The sequence below is a fragment of the Pseudomonas sp. FYR_2 genome (genome assembly GCF_043106425.1).
Lineage (GTDB): Bacteria > Pseudomonadota > Gammaproteobacteria > Pseudomonadales > Pseudomonadaceae > Aquipseudomonas > Aquipseudomonas monteilii.
The window spans coordinates 38,620-55,300 of the sequence record NZ_JBICMM010000021.1; the positions used below are offsets into that span (position 1 = coordinate 38,620).

Consider the following 16,681-nt stretch of genomic DNA (forward strand, 5'->3'; position numbering starts at 1 on the left):
CCATGACCCTCAAGCCAATCTGCAGCGATCGAAGAAGCGCTCCCGCCCCAGAATCATCAACGCCGCCCGCTTGTGCGGGAAGTCGAACTCCTTGTCACAATGGAAGCACTGGTCCTGCATGTAGCCGATCATCTTGCCGTTGTCGGCACGCGGCTCGGCCACCACCCGTTGGGTACGCGGGTCATCCAGAAACAGGTAGTGCACCAGCGCCGACAGCCAGCTGGCGACCTTGTGTGGCCCGCGATGGCTCTCTTCCCCTACCAGCATGTGGATGCCACGGTCGTAATCATCGGCCGGGTAAAACGGTGCAATACGGTCTTCCTTGGCCCAGTACGCCTCGAAGTAGGCAAACGGCTCATCATCGAAGCAGCCGATCAGCGTCAGGGTGTGCGGGTCGGCTTCGAGTTTGTCCAGGTATTCGCGGTGCTGCGCCAGCGTACCGCCCTCCTGCCAGAACGCCTCTACCCGTGGGTTGTTCTGCCAGCGGTTGAAACGCTCCAGGTCGTGCTCGATCTCAAGGGTGCGCAACGACACCCAGCTTCCCAGGCGCGCATCGAAGCGCCGGTACACCTCACCACGCGGCTTGGGTGCGCGGCGTGGGTGGCGTTTGCCGTTGCTGATCTGCATCTGCTGCGGGTACACCGCCGCCATCGACTCCCCCAGCCAAGGCTGTGGCAACTGCCAGAACAACGCCCGCTCGCACAGGTATTGGCCAGGCTGCTCGCCCACCCGCAGCAAACCACAGGCCAGCGCCTGAGGCTGTGGCTCGGGCAAGTGCCAGACCAGGCGCTGGCAGGCCGTGTCTCGAGACAGCAACCAGTAGCAGGCAGCCCACAAGGCCTGGTACGGGCGCTCGGGGCAAAGACGGTCCAGGTGAACATGCAAGGCGGCACCGGCCTCCAGGCGCACCTGGATCAACGGTTGGCCTTCAAGGGTAAGGCTCAGCCAGCCGCCCCCCTCCTCGGCACTGAGGTGGCGCCAGCGTGGCGGTGACGGGGGCTGCGAAGCGGCATCGAACGGCATGGGCTTGACTCACGAAAATGAAGAAAAGGCTCACTGCTGAGAACGTTGCCGTGGCGCGTGAATTTAGTCTTTCGGGGCCAAGACGGTGATACGGTAAGGCTCGAAGATCCGGGCCAGCTCACCGCTGTCACGCAGGTCTCGCAGCAGGCCGGCGAACGACTGCTGGCCGATAGGCGCCCCCGGGCGCAGCAAGGCGTAGTGGTGATACACCTGATCAATGCGCTGCGAGGGCACAAGCTGCGCCTTGCTGGCCGGGTTGCGCGCCATGAAGTCACTGAGGTAGGAGCGCGTGACCAGGGCGATGTCGGCGCGGCCGGCCTGCACCATCAGCAGGTTGCTGTCATGGGAGTAGGTCAGGGTCGCGTTGTACGCCTTGCGCAGGTAGTCCGGGTCGGGGTTGAAGCGGGCGAACGCGTAATGGTAGCCGTTGAACAAGGCCAGGCGTTTGCCGCGCAGGTCGTCGAAGTAATGCGGGTCACGGCCATTGGCCTGGCGGGCGACGAACACTTCGGCATCTTCCAGGCCCATGTCCACGGTCTGGTGGGCAATCTGCTCCCAGCCCCATTGCGGGTTCTCGAAAATGGCCATGTCGGTGCGGCCCTGCTGGAAGTCACCAAAACGCCGCTGGATGGACGTGGGCACCAGGACGAAGTGGTAAGCCTGTTGCAAGCGGTTGAGCGCGTCGACCAATTGCGGCAGCAGGCCGGTGTCGGCCCCCTGTTCGGGGCGCACCGTGTAAGGCGGGAAGTGCGCAGCGCCGATCTTCACCTCGACGGCATCTGCGGCCCATGCCGGCACCGCCAGCCAGTACACGGCCAGCAGCATCAGGGAGGACAGGGCCTTGAGGCCGGGCGCTGGAGTCAAGACGGACACTCATCACGGTTCATGCCTGGGTCCGTCTAAGCTAGGCGTTTTCCCTTGACGGCACAACTGCCGGTTCCCATCTTTGTGCCAAAGCAGGCGGCAAAATGCCATAGGGTGCCGTATGCCCCGACATTGGCTACGCTCTAGCAGGATCTGCAAGGGAGCCTGGTATGGGCCATTGGTTGGTGATCGACCTGGAAGCCACCACCGACGATGGTGGGTGGCCGGTCACAGAGATGGAAATCATTGAAATCGGCGCAAGCCTGGTCACCCGCGAAGGCCGCGAGGTTGACCACTTCCAGCGTTTTGTGCGGCCACGGCGGCGTCCGCAGCTTACCCCGTTCTGCCGTGAGCTGACGCACATCAGCCAGGCCAGCGTGGACGGCGCCGCACCGTTTCACGAGGTGTGGGCAAGCTTCGAGCGCTGGCTCGGGCACCACCGTGGGCAGCTTCAGGCCTGGGTCAGCTGGGGCGACTACGACCGCCAGCAACTGCACCAGGAATGGCAGCAGCACGGGCTCGACAGTCTGCTGCGCACCCTGCCGCACATCAACCTCAAACAACGCTTTGCCAAAGCCCGTCACCTGCAACGCCCCACGGGTTTAAACGGGGCCTTGCAACTGGCCGGCATGCACTTTTGCGGGCAGCAGCACAGGGCGCTGGAAGACGCGCGCAATACGGCGCGGTTGCTGCCGCTGACGCTCCCCGCCAATGGCCCCTGAAAGCAGATGACGCAGGCAATGGGCTTGGGCATACTGGCCAGCCATTTTTCATCACCCTGTTCAGGAGTCGCCCATGTTCCAGGTCAACGAGTACTTCAACGGCACCGTCAAGTCGATCGCATTCAAGGGCGAAGAAGGCCCGGCCACTGTCGGCGTGATGGCCCCGGGCGAATACGAGTTCGGTACCGCCAAACGCGAGATCATGCATGTGGTGTCGGGTGCGCTGACCGTGAAGCTGCCAGGCAGCGACAACTGGGAAACCTTCAAGGCGGGCGACAAGTTCAATGTACCGGCTGACAGCAAGTTCCAGCTGCAGGTGAAAGTGGATACCGCTTACCTGTGCGAGTACCGCGACTAAGCGGTAGCCCGTTCCGGCCTCTTCGCGGGCTCGCCCGCGAAGAATCCAGCACTAACCCTTCAGGAATGCCGCAACCTTTTCAGCCGCCGTCTGCAAATGCTGCTCATGGCTGAACCCCGAAGCCTTCAACGGCTTCAGGTCATGGTCCCCCGCCACTAGCCAGCTCACTTCGATCGACGGCGACAACGCATACCCTGCCACCGCCTCACGGTTGCCCAGCGCATCGCGCTCGCCCTGCACGATCAACGTCGGTGTTTTCAACCCGGTCAGGTGCTCCACGCGCGGCTTCTCAGGTTTACCCACCGCGTAAAAGGGATAGCCCAGGCACACCAGTGCATCCGCACCCAGTTCGTCGGCCAGCAGGCTGGCCATGCGCCCACCCATGGACTTGCCACCCACCGCCAACCTGCCCGCGACCAAAGGTCGCACCTGCCGGTACACCTCGCGCCAGCATTCCAGTAACACCTTCTGCGGGTTCGGCGGCCGCTTGCCACCGGTAACCCTGCGCTCGGCCATGTACGGGAACTCGAAGCGCACGACCGCCACCCCAAGCGCCGCAAGCCTTTGCGCCATTTCGTCCATGAACCCGCTGTCCATCGGCGCACCTGCGCCGTGGGCCAGGATCAGGCAGCCCTTGTAGCCGTCCTTACCCTGAACCTGTGGAGGATCGCAGCGCAAGCCTGGGACATTTCCGACCTTCGCCCATTGATCCCCGTCAATACCGGCACTTTGCCCATTAATCATGCTTGCCTCGCTGTAAAGCCTGCCAAATAACCGTGGATGGGAACCCATACATGAACACAACCAGCAGTACCGCCTATAACTACAAGGTGGTCCGCCAATTCGCCATCATGACGGTGGTGTGGGGAATCGTCGGGATGGGGCTCGGCGTCTTCATCGCCGCCCAGCTCGCCTGGCCTTCCCTCAACTTCGACCTCCCCTGGACCAGCTTCGGCCGCCTGCGCCCCCTGCATACCAATGCGGTGATCTTCGCTTTCGGCGGCTGCGCGCTGTTCGCCACCTCCTATTATTCGGTGCAACGCACCTGCCAGACCACCCTGTTCGCACCGGGCCTGGCCGCGTTCACCTTCTGGGGCTGGCAACTGGTGATCCTGCTGGCGGCCATCAGCCTGCCGCTGGGCTACACCAGCTCCAAGGAATACGCCGAACTGGAATGGCCGATCGACATCCTGATCACCATCGTCTGGGTGGCCTACGCCATCGTGTTCTTCGGCACGCTGATGAAGCGCAACACCAAACACATCTACGTGGGTAACTGGTTCTTCGGGGCCTTCATCCTGACCGTGGCGCTGCTGCACATCGTCAACAACCTGGAACTGCCAGTCAGCCTGACCAAGTCGTATTCGGTATACGCCGGCGCTACCGATGCCATGGTGCAGTGGTGGTACGGCCACAACGCGGTAGGTTTCTTCCTGACTGCGGGCTTCCTGGGGATGATGTACTACTACGTGCCCAAGCAGGCCGAACGCCCGGTGTATTCCTATCGCCTGTCGATCGTGCACTTCTGGGCGCTGATCACACTGTACATCTGGGCCGGCCCGCACCACCTGCACTACACCGCCCTGCCCGACTGGGCGCAATCGCTGGGCATGGTGATGTCGCTGATCCTGCTGGCACCGAGCTGGGGCGGCATGATCAACGGCATGATGACCCTGTCGGGCGCCTGGCACAAACTGCGCAGCGACCCGATCCTGCGCTTTTTGGTCGTTTCGCTGGCGTTCTACGGCATGTCCACCTTCGAAGGCCCGATGATGGCCATCAAGACGGTCAACGCCCTGTCCCACTACACCGACTGGACCATCGGCCACGTGCACGCCGGCGCCCTCGGCTGGGTGGCGATGATCTCGATCGGCGCGCTGTACCACACCATCCCGAAAGTGTTCGGCAAAGAGCGCATGTACAGCCTCGGCCTGATCAACGCGCACTTCTGGCTGGCCACCATCGGCACCGTGCTGTACATCGCCTCGATGTGGGTCAACGGCATCGCCCAGGGCCTGATGTGGCGCGCGGTCAACAGCGACGGCACGCTCACGTACTCGTTCGTGGAAACCCTGGTGGCCAGCCACCCAGGCTTTGTCGTGCGCTTCGTCGGCGGCGCGATCTTCCTCAGCGGCATGTTCCTGATGGCCTGGAACACCTGGCGCACCGTGCGTTCGCCAGCGCTTGATGTCGCCCCTGCGAACGCCCAGTTGGCTTGAGGAGAAACGCCTGATGAAACATGAAGTCATCGAGAAAAACGTCGGCCTGATGGCCCTGCTGATGGTGTTCGCCGTCAGCATCGGCGGCCTGACCCAGATCGTCCCGCTGTTCTTCCAGGACGTCACCAACAAGCCGGTGGAAGGCATGAAGCCCTACACCGCGCTGCAGCTGGAAGGCCGCGATATCTACATCCGCGAAGGCTGCGTGGGCTGCCACTCGCAGATGATCCGCCCGTTCCGCGCCGAAACCGAGCGCTACGGCCACTACTCGGTAGCCGGTGAAAGCGTATGGGACCACCCGTTCCTGTGGGGCTCCAAGCGCACCGGGCCAGACCTGGCCCGCGTGGGCGGCCGCTACTCGGACGACTGGCACCGCGCGCACCTGTACAACCCCCGCAACGTGGTACCGGAGTCGAAGATGCCGTCGTACCCGTGGCTGGTCGCCCAGCAGGTCGACAACAGCCACACCGACACCAAGATGCGCACCCTGCGCACCCTGGGCGTGCCGTACTCCGACGACGACATTGCCGGCGCCCGCGACGCGGTCAAGGGCAAGACCGAGATGGACGCGCTGGTCGCCTACCTGCAGGTGCTCGGCACCGCGATCAAGAACAAGAGGTGAGTGCGATGGAACTGGACATCGGCATGATCCGCGGCCTGGGCACCCTGGTGGTGATGATCGCCTTCATCGGCCTCTCGCTGTGGGTATTCAACCGCCGCCGCGACCGTGATTTCGCCGAAGCGCGCCTGCTGCCCTTCGTCGACGACCGCCTGCCCCCTGCCGGGCAGGAACCTGCTGCAAAAAGGAGTAACGGGCAATGACCACCTTCTGGAGTACGTACATCAGCGTACTAACCATCGGTAGCCTGATTGGCCTGACCTGGCTGTTGCTCGCCACCCGCAAGGGCGAGAGCAAGAACACCACCGACCAGACCATGGGCCACAGCTTCGACGGCATCGAGGAGTACGACAACCCGCTGCCCAAGTGGTGGTTCTGGCTGTTCGTCGGCACCTTGGTGTTCTCGGTCGGCTACCTGATCCTCTACCCGGGCCTGGGCAACTGGAAAGGCATCTTGCCGGGTTATGAAAACGGCTGGACTGGCGCCAACGAATGGCAGAAGGAAATGGACAGGGCCGATGCCAAATTCGGCCCGATCTTCGCCAAGTACGCTGCCATGCCCGTGGAAGAAGTCGCCAAAGACCCGCAAGCGCTGAAAATGGGTGGCCGCCTGTTTGCCTCCAACTGCTCGGTGTGCCATGGCTCGGACGCCAAGGGTGCCTTCGGCTTCCCCAACCTCACCGACAAGGACTGGCGCTGGGGCGGCGATGCGGAAACCATCAAGGCGTCGATCATGAACGGCCGCCATGGTGTGATGCCGGCCTGGGCCGAGGTGATCGGCGAGCAGGGTGTGGCCGATGTGGCCGCGTACGTGCTGACCAGCATGGACGGCCGCACCCTGCCGGAAGGCGCCAAGGCCGACCCGGCCAAGGGCAAGGAGATCTTCGCCGGCAACTGCGTGGCCTGCCACGGACCGGAAGGCAAAGGCACTCCCGCCATGGGCGCGCCAGACCTGACCCACCCGCAGGCGTTCATCTATGGGTCGAGCTTTGCCCAGTTGCAGCAGACCATTCGTTATGGTCGCCAAGGGCAGATGCCGGCGCAGGCCGAGATCCAGGGCAACGACAAGGTGCACCTGCTGGCGGCTTATGTGTATAGCCTGTCGCAGGATGGCGCTGCTGAAACTGTGACCGCCAAATGAGTTCGCCGAGAGGGATTCGGCGCCTGTAAGACCGAGCGCCGCCCGCGCGGCGCATCGCGAGCTGCGCTCGCTCCTACGTCTGTTTCGGGCCAATTATTCCTGGGGGATTTGCGCGCGAACGCCTTGGCGCATGGCGTAATATCGGGTCGTACAAACAAGGCGGTCGCGCGCGCCTGTAACAGGCGTTACTGGCCCGAAGCAAACGTAGGAGCGAGCGCAGCTCGCGATGCGCCGCGCGGGCGGCGCTCGATATCCGCCCCACCACAACACGAAAGCCTTACCCCCACCCTACCCCCTCCTTGCACCCCCTCCGAACAGAACTAAGCTTGTTGCCTCAGTGGGCTTCGCTCCGAAAGGACCGATGCAGACGCGGCGCATAGCCTGTCGCCGTCCCGATAAAAAGCCTGACCGATCGATCAGAAAAAGATGAAAAACGGTACACATTACAAATATTTATTTGTGTACAATCGTCCGGACCCGATCGCTGCGGGACATCAGCGAACGGGCTCGGACACGGGTCGGCGTACCAAAGTTGCGTTGCGGTAACCCTGATGGTTATCAATACTGGCGCCGATTTTTCGACCAACAAGAACATTAAAACCGTGGAACCTTAGCATGAGCACAGCAATCAGTCCGACTGCTTATAACTATAAGGTCGTCCGCCAGTTCGCCATCATGACGGTGGTCTGGGGGATCCTTGGCATGGGCCTCGGCGTCTTCATCGCCTCGCAGCTGGTATGGCCGCAACTGAATCTGGACCTGCCCTGGACCAGCTTCGGCCGCCTGCGCCCGCTGCACACCAACCTGGTGATCTTCGCCTTCGGGGGCTGCGCGCTGTTCGGCACCAGCTACTACGTGGTGCAGCGCACCTGCCAGACCCGGCTGATCTCCGACAGCATGGCGGCCTTCACCTTCTGGGGTTGGCAGGCGGTGATCGTCGGCGCGCTGATCACCCTGCCGATGGGCTATACCACCACCAAGGAGTACGCCGAGCTCGAATGGCCGCTGGCGATCCTGCTGGCCATCGTCTGGGTGACCTACGGGTTGGTGTTCTTCGGCACCATCGTCAAGCGCAAGACCAAGCACATCTATGTCGGCAACTGGTTCTACGGCGCCTTCATCGTGGTGACCGCGATGCTGCACATCGTCAACCACATCTCGCTGCCAGTGAGCCTGTTCAAGTCGTACTCGGCGTACTCCGGCGCCACCGACGCGATGATCCAGTGGTGGTACGGCCACAACGCCGTGGGCTTCTTCCTCACCACCGGCTTCCTGGGGATGATGTACTACTTCGTGCCCAAGCAGGCCGAGCGGCCGATCTACTCGTATCGCCTGTCGATCGTCCACTTCTGGGCGCTGATCACCCTGTACATCTGGGCCGGCCCTCACCACCTGCACTACACCGCCCTGCCTGACTGGGCACAGTCGCTGGGCATGGTGATGTCGATCATCCTGCTGGCGCCAAGCTGGGGCGGCATGATCAACGGCATGATGACCCTGTCGGGCGCCTGGCACAAACTGCGCACCGACCCGATCCTGCGCTTTTTGGTCGTTTCGCTGGCGTTCTACGGCATGTCCACCTTCGAAGGCCCGATGATGGCCATCAAGACCGTGAACTCACTGTCGCACTACACCGACTGGACCATCGGCCACGTCCACGCCGGCGCCCTCGGCTGGGTGGCCATGATCTCGATCGGTGCCGTGTACCACATGATCCCGAAACTCTACGGCCGCGAGCAGATGCACAGCATCGGCCTGATCAACGCGCACTTCTGGCTCGCCACCATCGGTACCGTGCTGTACATCGCCTCGATGTGGGTCAACGGCATCACCCAAGGCCTGATGTGGCGCGCCATCAACGATGACGGCACCCTCACCTACTCCTTCGTCGAAGCCCTGCAGGCCAGCCACCCTGGCTATATCGTCCGCGCCCTGGGCGGTGCGTTCTTCGCCAGCGGCATGCTGCTGATGGCCTACAACGTGTTCCGTACCGTACGTGCCGCCAACCCGGCACAGGCCGAGGAAGCCGCCAAGATCGTCGTTGTGGGAGCGCACTGATGAAGCATGAAGCCGTCGAGAAGAACATAGGCCTGCTGGCCTTCTTCATGGTCATCGCCGTGAGCGTCGGTGGCCTGACCCAGATCGTCCCGCTGTTTTTCCAGGACGTCACCAACAAACCCGTTGAAGGCATGAAGCCGCGCACCGCGCTGGAAGTGGAAGGCCGCGACATCTACATCCGCGAAGGTTGCGTGGGCTGCCACTCGCAGATGATCCGCCCGTTCCGCGCCGAAACCGAGCGCTACGGCCACTACTCGGTAGCCGGCGAAAGCGTGTGGGACCACCCGTTCCTGTGGGGCTCCAAGCGTACCGGGCCGGACCTGGCCCGCGTGGGTGGCCGCTACTCCGATGACTGGCACCGCGCGCACCTGTACAACCCGCGCAACGTGGTACCGGAGTCAAAGATGCCGTCCTACCCGTGGCTGGTCGAGAACAAGCTCGACGGCAAGGACACCGCGAAAAAACTGGAAGTGCTGCGCACACTCGGCACCCCGTACACCGACGCCGACATAGCCGGCGCGCGTGACGCGGTCAAGGGCAAGACCGAAATGGACGCTATCGTCGCGTACCTGCAGGGTCTTGGCACCATCATCAAAAGCAAACGGTGACGCTGATGGATATCGGGATGATTCGCGGCCTGGGCACCGTCGTGGTGATGGTGGCCTTCGTGGGCCTGGCGCTGTGGGTGTTCAACCCACGGCGTAAAAAGGACTTCGACGAAGCAACCCAACTGCCCTTCGCGGATGACCCCGAGGCCACCCGGCACGTCGAGCAAGCAAAAGCTTCTGGGAGCAAACAACAATGACAACCTTCTGGAGTCTGTACGTTACCGTCCTGACCCTGGGCACCATCTTCTCGTTGACCTGGCTGCTGCTGTCCACCCGCAAGGGGCAGCGCGAAGAAGTGACCGACGAAACCGTCGGGCATGCCTTCGATGGCATCGAGGAGTACGACAACCCACTGCCGAAATGGTGGTTCTGGCTGTTCGTCGGCACCATCATCTTCGCCCTTGGCTACCTGGTGCTGTACCCGGGCCTGGGCAACTGGAAAGGCGTGCTGCCGGGCTACTCGTACCTGGACAACGAAAAGCAGACCGAGTTTTCCAACGGCCAGCCGGGCTGGACCGGTGTGCACGAGTGGGAAAAGGAAATGGCCAAGGCCGACGCCCGCTTCGGGCCGATCTTCGCCAAGTTCGCCGCCATGCCCATCGAGGACGTGGCCAAGGACCCGCAGGCGCTGAAAATGGGCGCACGGCTGTTCGCCTCCAACTGCTCGGTGTGCCACGGTTCCGACGCCAAGGGTGCCTTCGGCTTCCCTAACCTCACCGACAACGACTGGCGCTGGGGCGGTGAGCCCGACACCATCAAGACCACCATCATGGGCGGCCGCCACGGCGTGATGCCGGCCTGGGCCGAGGTGATCGGTGATCAGGGCGTGGCCGACGTGGCGGCGTTCGTGGTCAGCAAGCTGGATGGCCGCACCCTGCCGGAAGGCGTCAAGGCCGATGCCGAGAACGGTCAGAAGATCTTCGCCGCCAACTGCGTGGCCTGCCACGGGCCGGAAGGCAAAGGCACACCGGCCATGGGCGCACCGAACCTGACCCACCCGCAGGCGTTCATCTACGGGTCCAGCTTTGCCCAGCTGCAACAGACCATCCGTTATGGTCGCCAGGGGCAGATGCCGGCGCAGGAACAGTTGCAGGGTAATGACAAGGTGCACTTGCTGGCGGCTTATGTGTACAGCCTGTCGCATCAGGACCAGGCGCCGGCCAAGACCGAGTAAGCAGGCCTGGCCTCTTCGCGGGCAAGCCCGCTCCCACAGGTCCTGCACATGCCTCGGGACCTGTGCAGTACTTGTGGGAGCGGGCTTGCCCGCGAAGAGGCCAGCACTGACAACGGTTTTCCACCGCCAGACTGACCTGGATCAATTGACACCCGCTATAACACGATTCACACCACAAACCCAACGCGACTAAAGGTCGCAGTGCGACCCCATACCGCCATCAGCGGCGTATCATGGGCCGTAGAGCGCTAGCAGATTGCGCGAGACTGCGGCCGGCACGCACTGGCCGCGGCGTTTCTCCACTGCCGTGGGACTTGATGATGAGCAAGCAAATTCCGGTACATGACGTCACCCCGCCTGCCAGCAAAGGGAAGGATTCCGTCGACCTCTACGCCTCCCGGGAAAAGATCTACACCCGCGCCTTCACCGGCCTGTTCCGCCGCCTGCGCATGGTCGGTGGTGCCGTGTTGTTCCTGCTCTACTTCGGCACCGTATGGCTGAACTGGGGTGCTCACCAGGCCGTATGGTGGAACCTGCCCGAGCGCAAGTTCTACATTTTCGGCGCCACCATCTGGCCGCAGGACTTCATCCTACTGTCGGGCATCCTGATCGTCGCCGCCTTCGGCCTGTTCTTCATCACCGTGTTCGCCGGCCGGGTGTGGTGCGGCTACACCTGCCCGCAAAGCGTGTGGACATGGATTTTCATGTGGTGCGAAAAAGTCACCGAAGGCGACCGCAACCAGCGCATGAAGCTCGACAAAGCCCCCATGAGCGGCAACAAGTTCCTGCGCAAATTCGCCAAGCACAGCCTGTGGCTGCTGATCGGTTTCGTCACCGGCATGACCTTTGTGGGCTATTTCTCGCCCATCCGCGAACTGGTCATCGAATTCTTCACAGGCCAGGCCGATGGCTGGGCCTACTTCTGGGTCGGGTTCTTCACCCTCGCCACCTACGGCAACGCCGGCTGGCTGCGCGAACAGGTGTGCGTTTACATGTGCCCCTACGCCCGCTTCCAGAGCGTGATGTTCGACAAGGACACACTGATCGTTTCCTACGACCCGCGCCGCGGCGAAACCCGCGGCCCGCGTAAAAAGGATGCCGACTACAAGGCACAGGGGCTGGGCGACTGCATCGACTGCACCATGTGCGTCCAGGTCTGCCCTACCGGCATCGACATCCGTGACGGCCTGCAGATCGAGTGCATTGGCTGCGCCGCGTGCATCGACGCCTGTGACGGCATCATGGACAAGATGAACTACCCCAAAGGGCTTATCAGCTACACCACTGAACACAACCTGTCCGGGCAGAAGACCCACATGCTGCGCCCGCGCCTGATCGGCTATGCCGTGGTGCTGCTGGTGATGATCATCGGCCTGGCCACCGCCTTCGCCACCCGCTCGCTGGTCGGCTTCGACGTCAGCAAAGACCGCGTGCTGTACCGCGAGAACGCCCAGGGCAGGATCGAGAACGTGTACAGCCTGAAGGTGATGAACAAGGACCAGCGCGACCACGTCTACGTACTGGACGCCGCCGGCCTGCCAGACCTCAAGCTTGAGGGCCAGCGCGAGATCCGCGTGGCTGCCGGTGATATCGTCAGCCTTCCGGTGCAGCTGTCGGTGGCCCCCGAGAAGCTGCCCTCGACCACCAACGAAATCACCTTCATCCTTAAAAGCGCCGACGACAGTGACGCCCAGGTTGAAGCCAAGAGCCGTTTCATCGGCCCACAGATCCGCTAAGAGAGATAACGCACAATGCCTGTCGCCACCGCCGCCAGCCCCTGGTACAAGCACCTCTGGCCCTGGATCATCATCGGCATCCTCACCACCTCGGTGTGCCTGAGCCTGACCATGGTCAGTATCGCCGTGAACAACCCGGACAACCTGGTGAACGACAACTACTACGAGGCCGGCAAGGGCATCAACCGCTCGCTGGACCGTGAACTGCTGGCGCAGCAGCTGGGGCTGAAGGCCAGCGTGCACCTGGACGAGCTCACCGGCGAAGTGGACCTGCGCCTGACCGGCAACAGCGGCCCGCAGAGCCTGGAGCTGAACCTGATTTCGCCTACCCAGCCAGAGAAAGACCGCAGAGTGCTGCTGAGCCGGGTTGAAGCAGGGCGTTATGTGGGGCAACTGGAGGACAAGGTGGAGGGGCGGCGCTTTGTTGAGCTGCTGGGGAGCGAAGGTGGCCAGGTGTGGCGCTTGTTCGAAGAGGAAAAAGTGGAGCATGGGGTGACCTTGCAGCTGGGTGACGAAGCGCTGCAAGGTGCTGAACACCAATAACTGCACCACCACCGCCCCTTGTGGGAGTAACTGTCTTGCACAAAAACTAGAAGTTGGCGCGATCACTGTGGGAGCGGGCTTGCCCGCGAACACGGACGAAGCCCGTGCCATCCACCGCGTCGCCTGCTTCGCGGGCAAGCCCGCTCCCACAGGTAATGTGTATCGCTCGCGAAATGTGTAAGGCAATGATGTGATGACCCAGCCCACCCCCTGCTACCACTGCGCCCTGCCCGTCCCCGCTGGCAGCCGCTTCACCGCCGTGGTCCTTGGCCAGCCTCGGCAGTTCTGCTGCCCCGGTTGCCAGGCGGTGGCCGAGTCGATCGTTGCCGGTGGCCTGGAGCACTACTACCAGCACCGCAGCGACAACAGCGCCAACCCCGAAGCCTTGCCCAAACAGCTGCAAGACGAGCTGGCCCTGTACGACCGTAGCGACGTGCAGCAAAGCTTCGTGCGCCACCAGGGCGAGCTGGCCGAAACCACGCTGCTGGTCGAAGGCATCAGCTGCGCCGCCTGCGGCTGGCTGATCGAAAAGCACCTGCGCAACCTGCCCGGCGTCGCCGAAGTCCGCCTGAACCTGTCCAACCACCGTCTGCTGCTGAACTGGGACGACAAGCAACAGCCGCTCTCGCGCCTGCTGGCCGAGCTGCGCCAGATTGGCTACGCCGCCCACCCCTACCAACCCGACCAGGCCGCCGAACAGCTGGCCCGCGAAAACCGCAGCGCCCTGCGCCGCCTGGGCGTGGCCGGGCTGCTGTGGTTCCAGGCGATGATGGCAACCATGGCCACCTGGCCGGAATTCAACATCGACCTGTCGCCTGAACTGCACACCATCCTGCGCTGGGTGGCGCTGTTCCTCACCATCCCCATCGTGTTCTACAGCTGCGCACCGTTCTTCAAAGGCGCAGCACGCGACCTGCGCACCCGCCACCTGACCATGGACGTTTCGGTATCGCTGGCCATTGGCCTGGCCTTCGGCGCCGGCATCTGGACCGCCATCACCGGCAGTGGCGAGCTGTATTTCGACACCGTGGGCATGTTCGCCCTGTTCCTGCTCACGGGCCGCTACCTGGAGCGCCGCGCCCGCGAACGCACTGCCGCCGCCACCGCGCAACTGGTCAACCTGCTGCCGGCCTCGTGCCTGCGCCTGGACGCCCTCGGCCGCAGCGAACGCATCCTGCTCAGCGAACTGCAATGCGGCGACACGGTGCAAGTACTGCCGGGCGCCGTGATCCCCGCCGACGGGCGCATTGTCGAAGGCCGCTCCAGTGTGGATGAATCGCTGCTGACCGGCGAATACCTGCCACAACCGCGCCGGGTGGGCGAACGGGTCACCGGCGGCACGCTGAACGTCGAAAGCACGCTGAACGTGGAGGTTGAAGCACTGGGCCACGATTCGCGGCTGTCGGCCATCGTGCGCCTGCTGGAACGCGCGCAAACCGAAAAACCACGCCTGGCCGAAATCGCCGACCGGGCCTCGCAGTGGTTCCTGCTGTTCTCGCTGCTGGCCGCCGTGGCCATTGGCTTGTGGTGGTGGTATCTGGACCCAGCACGGGCGTTCTGGATCGTGCTGGCGATGCTGGTAGCCACCTGTCCCTGCGCGTTGTCCCTGGCCACGCCAACGGCGCTGACCGCCGCCACCGGCACCCTGCACAAGCTCGGCCTGCTGGTCACCCGTGGCCATGTGCTGGAAGGCCTGAACCAGATCGACACGGTGATTTTCGACAAGACCGGCACACTGACCGAAGGCCGCCTTACCCTGCGCAGCATCCGCCCACTCGGCAGCCTGCCCGCCGACCGCTGCCTGGCCCTGGCAGCCGCGCTGGAAAACCGCTCCGAACACCCCATCGCCCGCGCCTTTGGCCGCACCGCCACACCCGCGGATGATGTGCAGACCGTACCCGGCCTGGGCCTGGAAGGCCTGGTGGACGGCCAGCGCCTGCGCATTGGCCAGGCCACCTTCGTCTGTGCCCTGAGCGGCGCGGAGATCCCCGGCGTGCCGGAACCGCGCGGCCAGTGGTTGCTGCTGGGTGACCGCCAGGGGCCGCTGGCCTGGTTCGGCCTGGACGACCGACTGCGCGACGATGCGCCTGCCCTGCTCGCCGCCTGCAAGGCCCGGGGCTGGCGTACGCTGCTGCTGTCGGGCGACAGCTCGCCGATGGTCGCCGAAGTGGCCGCGCAGCTGGGTATAGACCAGGCCATTGGCGGCCTGCGCCCGGACGACAAGCTGGACCGGCTGAAAGCGTTGCAGGCAGCCGGAAGCAAGGTGCTGATGCTGGGTGACGGGGTCAACGACGTGCCAGTACTGGCCGCCGCCGATATCAGCATCGCCATGGGCAGTGCCACGGATCTTGCCAAGACCAGCGCCGATGCCGTGCTGCTGTCCAACCGCCTTCAGGCACTGGTGCAGGCCTTCGACCTGGCCCGCCGCACCCGCCGCAACATCCTCGAGAACCTGCTATGGGCATCGCTGTATAATGGCCTGATGTTGCCGTTTGCCGCGCTCGGCTGGATTACCCCGGTTTGGGCCGCCATCGGCATGTCGGTCAGCTCGCTGATCGTGGTGCTCAATGCCCTGCGCCTGACCCGCATGCACCCGGCAGCGGCCTTGCCGAACACCGAAACACCCCTGCCCGGGAGGAAGTCGCCATGCCCGCCCTCTATGTCATGATTCCCGCCGCTTTGCTGCTGGTGGGCGTGGCCGTGTACATCTTCTTCTGGGCGGTGGACAGCGGCCAGTACGACGACCTTGAAGGCCCCGCCCATAGCATCCTCTTCGACGACCAGGACCCGCGCCACCAGGCGGCGGTAAAACCTGACGACGCCCCGGCCGACACCGACAAGGAACCACCGCCCCGTGCCTGACCTGCTTCCCCTGCTGGGCTCGGCACTGGTCCTTGGCCTGCTTGGCGGCGGCCATTGCCTGGGCATGTGCGGCGGCCTGATGGGCGCACTGACCCTGGCCATCCCGCCCGAACAGCGTGGCCGGCGTTTGCGCCTGCTGCTGGCGTACAACCTCGGGCGCATTACCAGCTATGCCTGTGCCGGCCTGCTGCTGGGCCTGGCTGGCTGGGCCGTGGCCAGCAGCCCGGCAGCACTGGCACTGCGGGTGCTGGCGGCACTGCTGCTGATTGCCATGGGGCTGTACCTGGCCGGCTGGTGGAGCGGGCTGACCCGCATCGAAGCGCTGGGCCGGGGGCTGTGGCGGCACATCCAGCCGGTCGCTTCGCGCTTGCTGCCGGTATCCAGCCTGCCCCGGGCATTGTTGCTGGGCGCGCTGTGGGGGTGGCTGCCGTGCGGGTTGGTGTACAGCACCCTGTTGTGGGCGGCCAGCCAGGGCAACGCCGGGTATAGCGCGGCGTTGATGCTGGCGTTCGGGGTGGGGACGTGGCCAGTGCTGCTGGCTACCGGGTTGGCAGCAGAGCGGGTAAACGCTTTGTTGAGACGGCGCAGTGTGCGGGTGGCTGGCGGGGTGTTGGTGATGCTGTTTGGGGTGTGGACCCTGCCCGGGCCGCACCAGCATTGGCTGATGGGGCATTGATGGGGCCGCTTTGACGCCCCGATGCCCTTGATACAAATCAACACAGTTTCCTACAGACGGCCATAGACTCCGGTGCAC

18 protein-coding genes are annotated in these 16,681 nt (G+C 63.8%); 15 read left to right on the forward strand and 3 right to left on the reverse strand.

Going from position 1 to position 16,681, the window contains the following annotated elements:
- Positions 1 to 9: 9 nt before the first annotated feature.
- Positions 10 to 1,023 carry a GNAT family N-acetyltransferase gene (locus tag ACF8R4_RS11600; RefSeq protein WP_200928662.1) on the reverse strand — a complete coding sequence of 338 codons (1,014 nt, stop codon included), beginning with the start codon at positions 1,021 to 1,023 and terminating at the stop codon, positions 10 to 12.
- A 63-nt stretch (positions 1,024 to 1,086) separates the two neighbouring features.
- Entirely contained in the window at positions 1,087 to 1,887 is an 801-nt protein-coding gene (locus tag ACF8R4_RS11605; RefSeq protein ID WP_060501196.1) for an ABC transporter substrate-binding protein, read from the reverse strand.
- Between the two features lie 170 nt (positions 1,888 to 2,057).
- On the opposite strand from ACF8R4_RS11605, the gene ACF8R4_RS11610 reads away from it, so the two are divergent.
- Together ACF8R4_RS11610 and ACF8R4_RS11615 are read left to right on the forward strand one after the other, a co-directional pair.
- Complete coding sequence (locus ACF8R4_RS11610) at positions 2,058 to 2,609, forward strand: exonuclease domain-containing protein (RefSeq protein WP_060501198.1); 552 nt, start codon at positions 2,058 to 2,060, stop codon at positions 2,607 to 2,609.
- 73 nt (positions 2,610 to 2,682) lie between these two features.
- The gene (locus ACF8R4_RS11615) at positions 2,683 to 2,967 is read left to right on the forward strand and encodes a pyrimidine/purine nucleoside phosphorylase (protein ID WP_392492438.1); all 285 of its coding nucleotides are present in this window, start codon (positions 2,683 to 2,685) and stop codon (positions 2,965 to 2,967) included.
- A gap of 51 nt (positions 2,968 to 3,018) precedes the next feature.
- Here ACF8R4_RS11615 and ACF8R4_RS11620 read toward each other — a convergent pair whose 3' ends face one another.
- Positions 3,019 to 3,711, reverse strand: coding sequence for an alpha/beta family hydrolase (locus tag ACF8R4_RS11620; RefSeq protein WP_156867828.1), 693 nt, complete (start codon positions 3,709 to 3,711; stop codon positions 3,019 to 3,021).
- Positions 3,712 to 3,761: 50 nt separating this feature from the next.
- On the opposite strand from ACF8R4_RS11620, the gene ccoN (ACF8R4_RS11625) reads away from it, so the two are divergent.
- The 13 genes from ccoN (ACF8R4_RS11625) (at position 3,762) to ACF8R4_RS11685 (ending at position 16,603) form a co-directional block, all read left to right on the forward strand.
- Positions 3,762 to 5,186 (forward strand): cytochrome-c oxidase, cbb3-type subunit I, encoded by a 1,425-nt coding sequence (gene ccoN / locus ACF8R4_RS11625; RefSeq protein ID WP_016488335.1) that lies wholly within the window; start codon positions 3,762 to 3,764, stop codon positions 5,184 to 5,186.
- 13 nt (positions 5,187 to 5,199) lie between these two features.
- Positions 5,200 to 5,808, forward strand: coding sequence for a cytochrome-c oxidase, cbb3-type subunit II (ccoO, locus tag ACF8R4_RS11630; protein WP_060501205.1), 609 nt, complete (start codon positions 5,200 to 5,202; stop codon positions 5,806 to 5,808).
- A gap of 5 nt (positions 5,809 to 5,813) precedes the next feature.
- The gene (locus ACF8R4_RS11635) at positions 5,814 to 6,008 is read left to right on the forward strand and encodes a cbb3-type cytochrome c oxidase subunit 3 (RefSeq protein WP_016711696.1); all 195 of its coding nucleotides are present in this window, start codon (positions 5,814 to 5,816) and stop codon (positions 6,006 to 6,008) included.
- A complete protein-coding gene (gene ccoP / locus ACF8R4_RS11640; protein ID WP_104834258.1) occupies positions 6,005 to 6,946 on the forward strand; it encodes a cytochrome-c oxidase, cbb3-type subunit III in 942 nt (313 codons plus the stop codon). The genes ACF8R4_RS11635 and ccoP (ACF8R4_RS11640) overlap by 4 nt, the downstream gene beginning before the upstream one ends.
- Positions 6,947 to 7,561: 615 nt before the next feature.
- Positions 7,562 to 9,004, forward strand: a complete 1,443-nt coding sequence (gene ccoN / locus ACF8R4_RS11645; protein WP_003254284.1) for a cytochrome-c oxidase, cbb3-type subunit I — start codon at positions 7,562 to 7,564, stop codon at positions 9,002 to 9,004.
- On the forward strand, positions 9,004 to 9,612 hold the full coding sequence (gene ccoO / locus ACF8R4_RS11650) for a cytochrome-c oxidase, cbb3-type subunit II (RefSeq protein ID WP_016488340.1): 609 nt from the start codon (positions 9,004 to 9,006) through the stop codon (positions 9,610 to 9,612). The genes ccoN (ACF8R4_RS11645) and ccoO (ACF8R4_RS11650) overlap by 1 nt, the downstream gene beginning before the upstream one ends.
- Positions 9,613 to 9,617: 5 nt before the next feature.
- Positions 9,618 to 9,809 (forward strand): CcoQ/FixQ family Cbb3-type cytochrome c oxidase assembly chaperone, encoded by a 192-nt coding sequence (locus ACF8R4_RS11655; RefSeq protein ID WP_003254287.1) that lies wholly within the window; start codon positions 9,618 to 9,620, stop codon positions 9,807 to 9,809.
- Positions 9,806 to 10,786, forward strand: coding sequence for a cytochrome-c oxidase, cbb3-type subunit III (gene ccoP, locus ACF8R4_RS11660; RefSeq protein WP_060499659.1), 981 nt, complete (start codon positions 9,806 to 9,808; stop codon positions 10,784 to 10,786). Before ACF8R4_RS11655 ends, ccoP (ACF8R4_RS11660) begins: the two co-directional genes overlap by 4 nt.
- Before the next feature lie 320 nt (positions 10,787 to 11,106).
- Positions 11,107 to 12,522, forward strand: a complete 1,416-nt coding sequence (gene ccoG / locus ACF8R4_RS11665; RefSeq protein WP_392492442.1) for a cytochrome c oxidase accessory protein CcoG — start codon at positions 11,107 to 11,109, stop codon at positions 12,520 to 12,522.
- A 15-nt stretch (positions 12,523 to 12,537) separates the two neighbouring features.
- Entirely contained in the window at positions 12,538 to 13,065 is a 528-nt protein-coding gene (locus ACF8R4_RS11670; protein ID WP_060499657.1) for a FixH family protein, read from the forward strand.
- A gap of 193 nt (positions 13,066 to 13,258) precedes the next feature.
- On the forward strand, positions 13,259 to 15,733 hold the full coding sequence (locus ACF8R4_RS11675; RefSeq protein WP_060499656.1) for a heavy metal translocating P-type ATPase: 2,475 nt from the start codon (positions 13,259 to 13,261) through the stop codon (positions 15,731 to 15,733).
- Positions 15,712 to 15,927, forward strand: a complete 216-nt coding sequence (gene ccoS / locus ACF8R4_RS11680) for a cbb3-type cytochrome oxidase assembly protein CcoS (protein ID WP_021783040.1) — start codon at positions 15,712 to 15,714, stop codon at positions 15,925 to 15,927. Before ACF8R4_RS11675 ends, ccoS begins: the two co-directional genes overlap by 22 nt.
- Positions 15,920 to 16,603: a sulfite exporter TauE/SafE family protein gene (locus tag ACF8R4_RS11685; protein ID WP_027615219.1), complete on the forward strand. Its 684-nt coding sequence runs from the start codon at positions 15,920 to 15,922 to the stop codon at positions 16,601 to 16,603. Before ccoS ends, ACF8R4_RS11685 begins: the two co-directional genes overlap by 8 nt.
- The last annotated feature ends 78 nt before the right edge of the window (positions 16,604 to 16,681 follow it).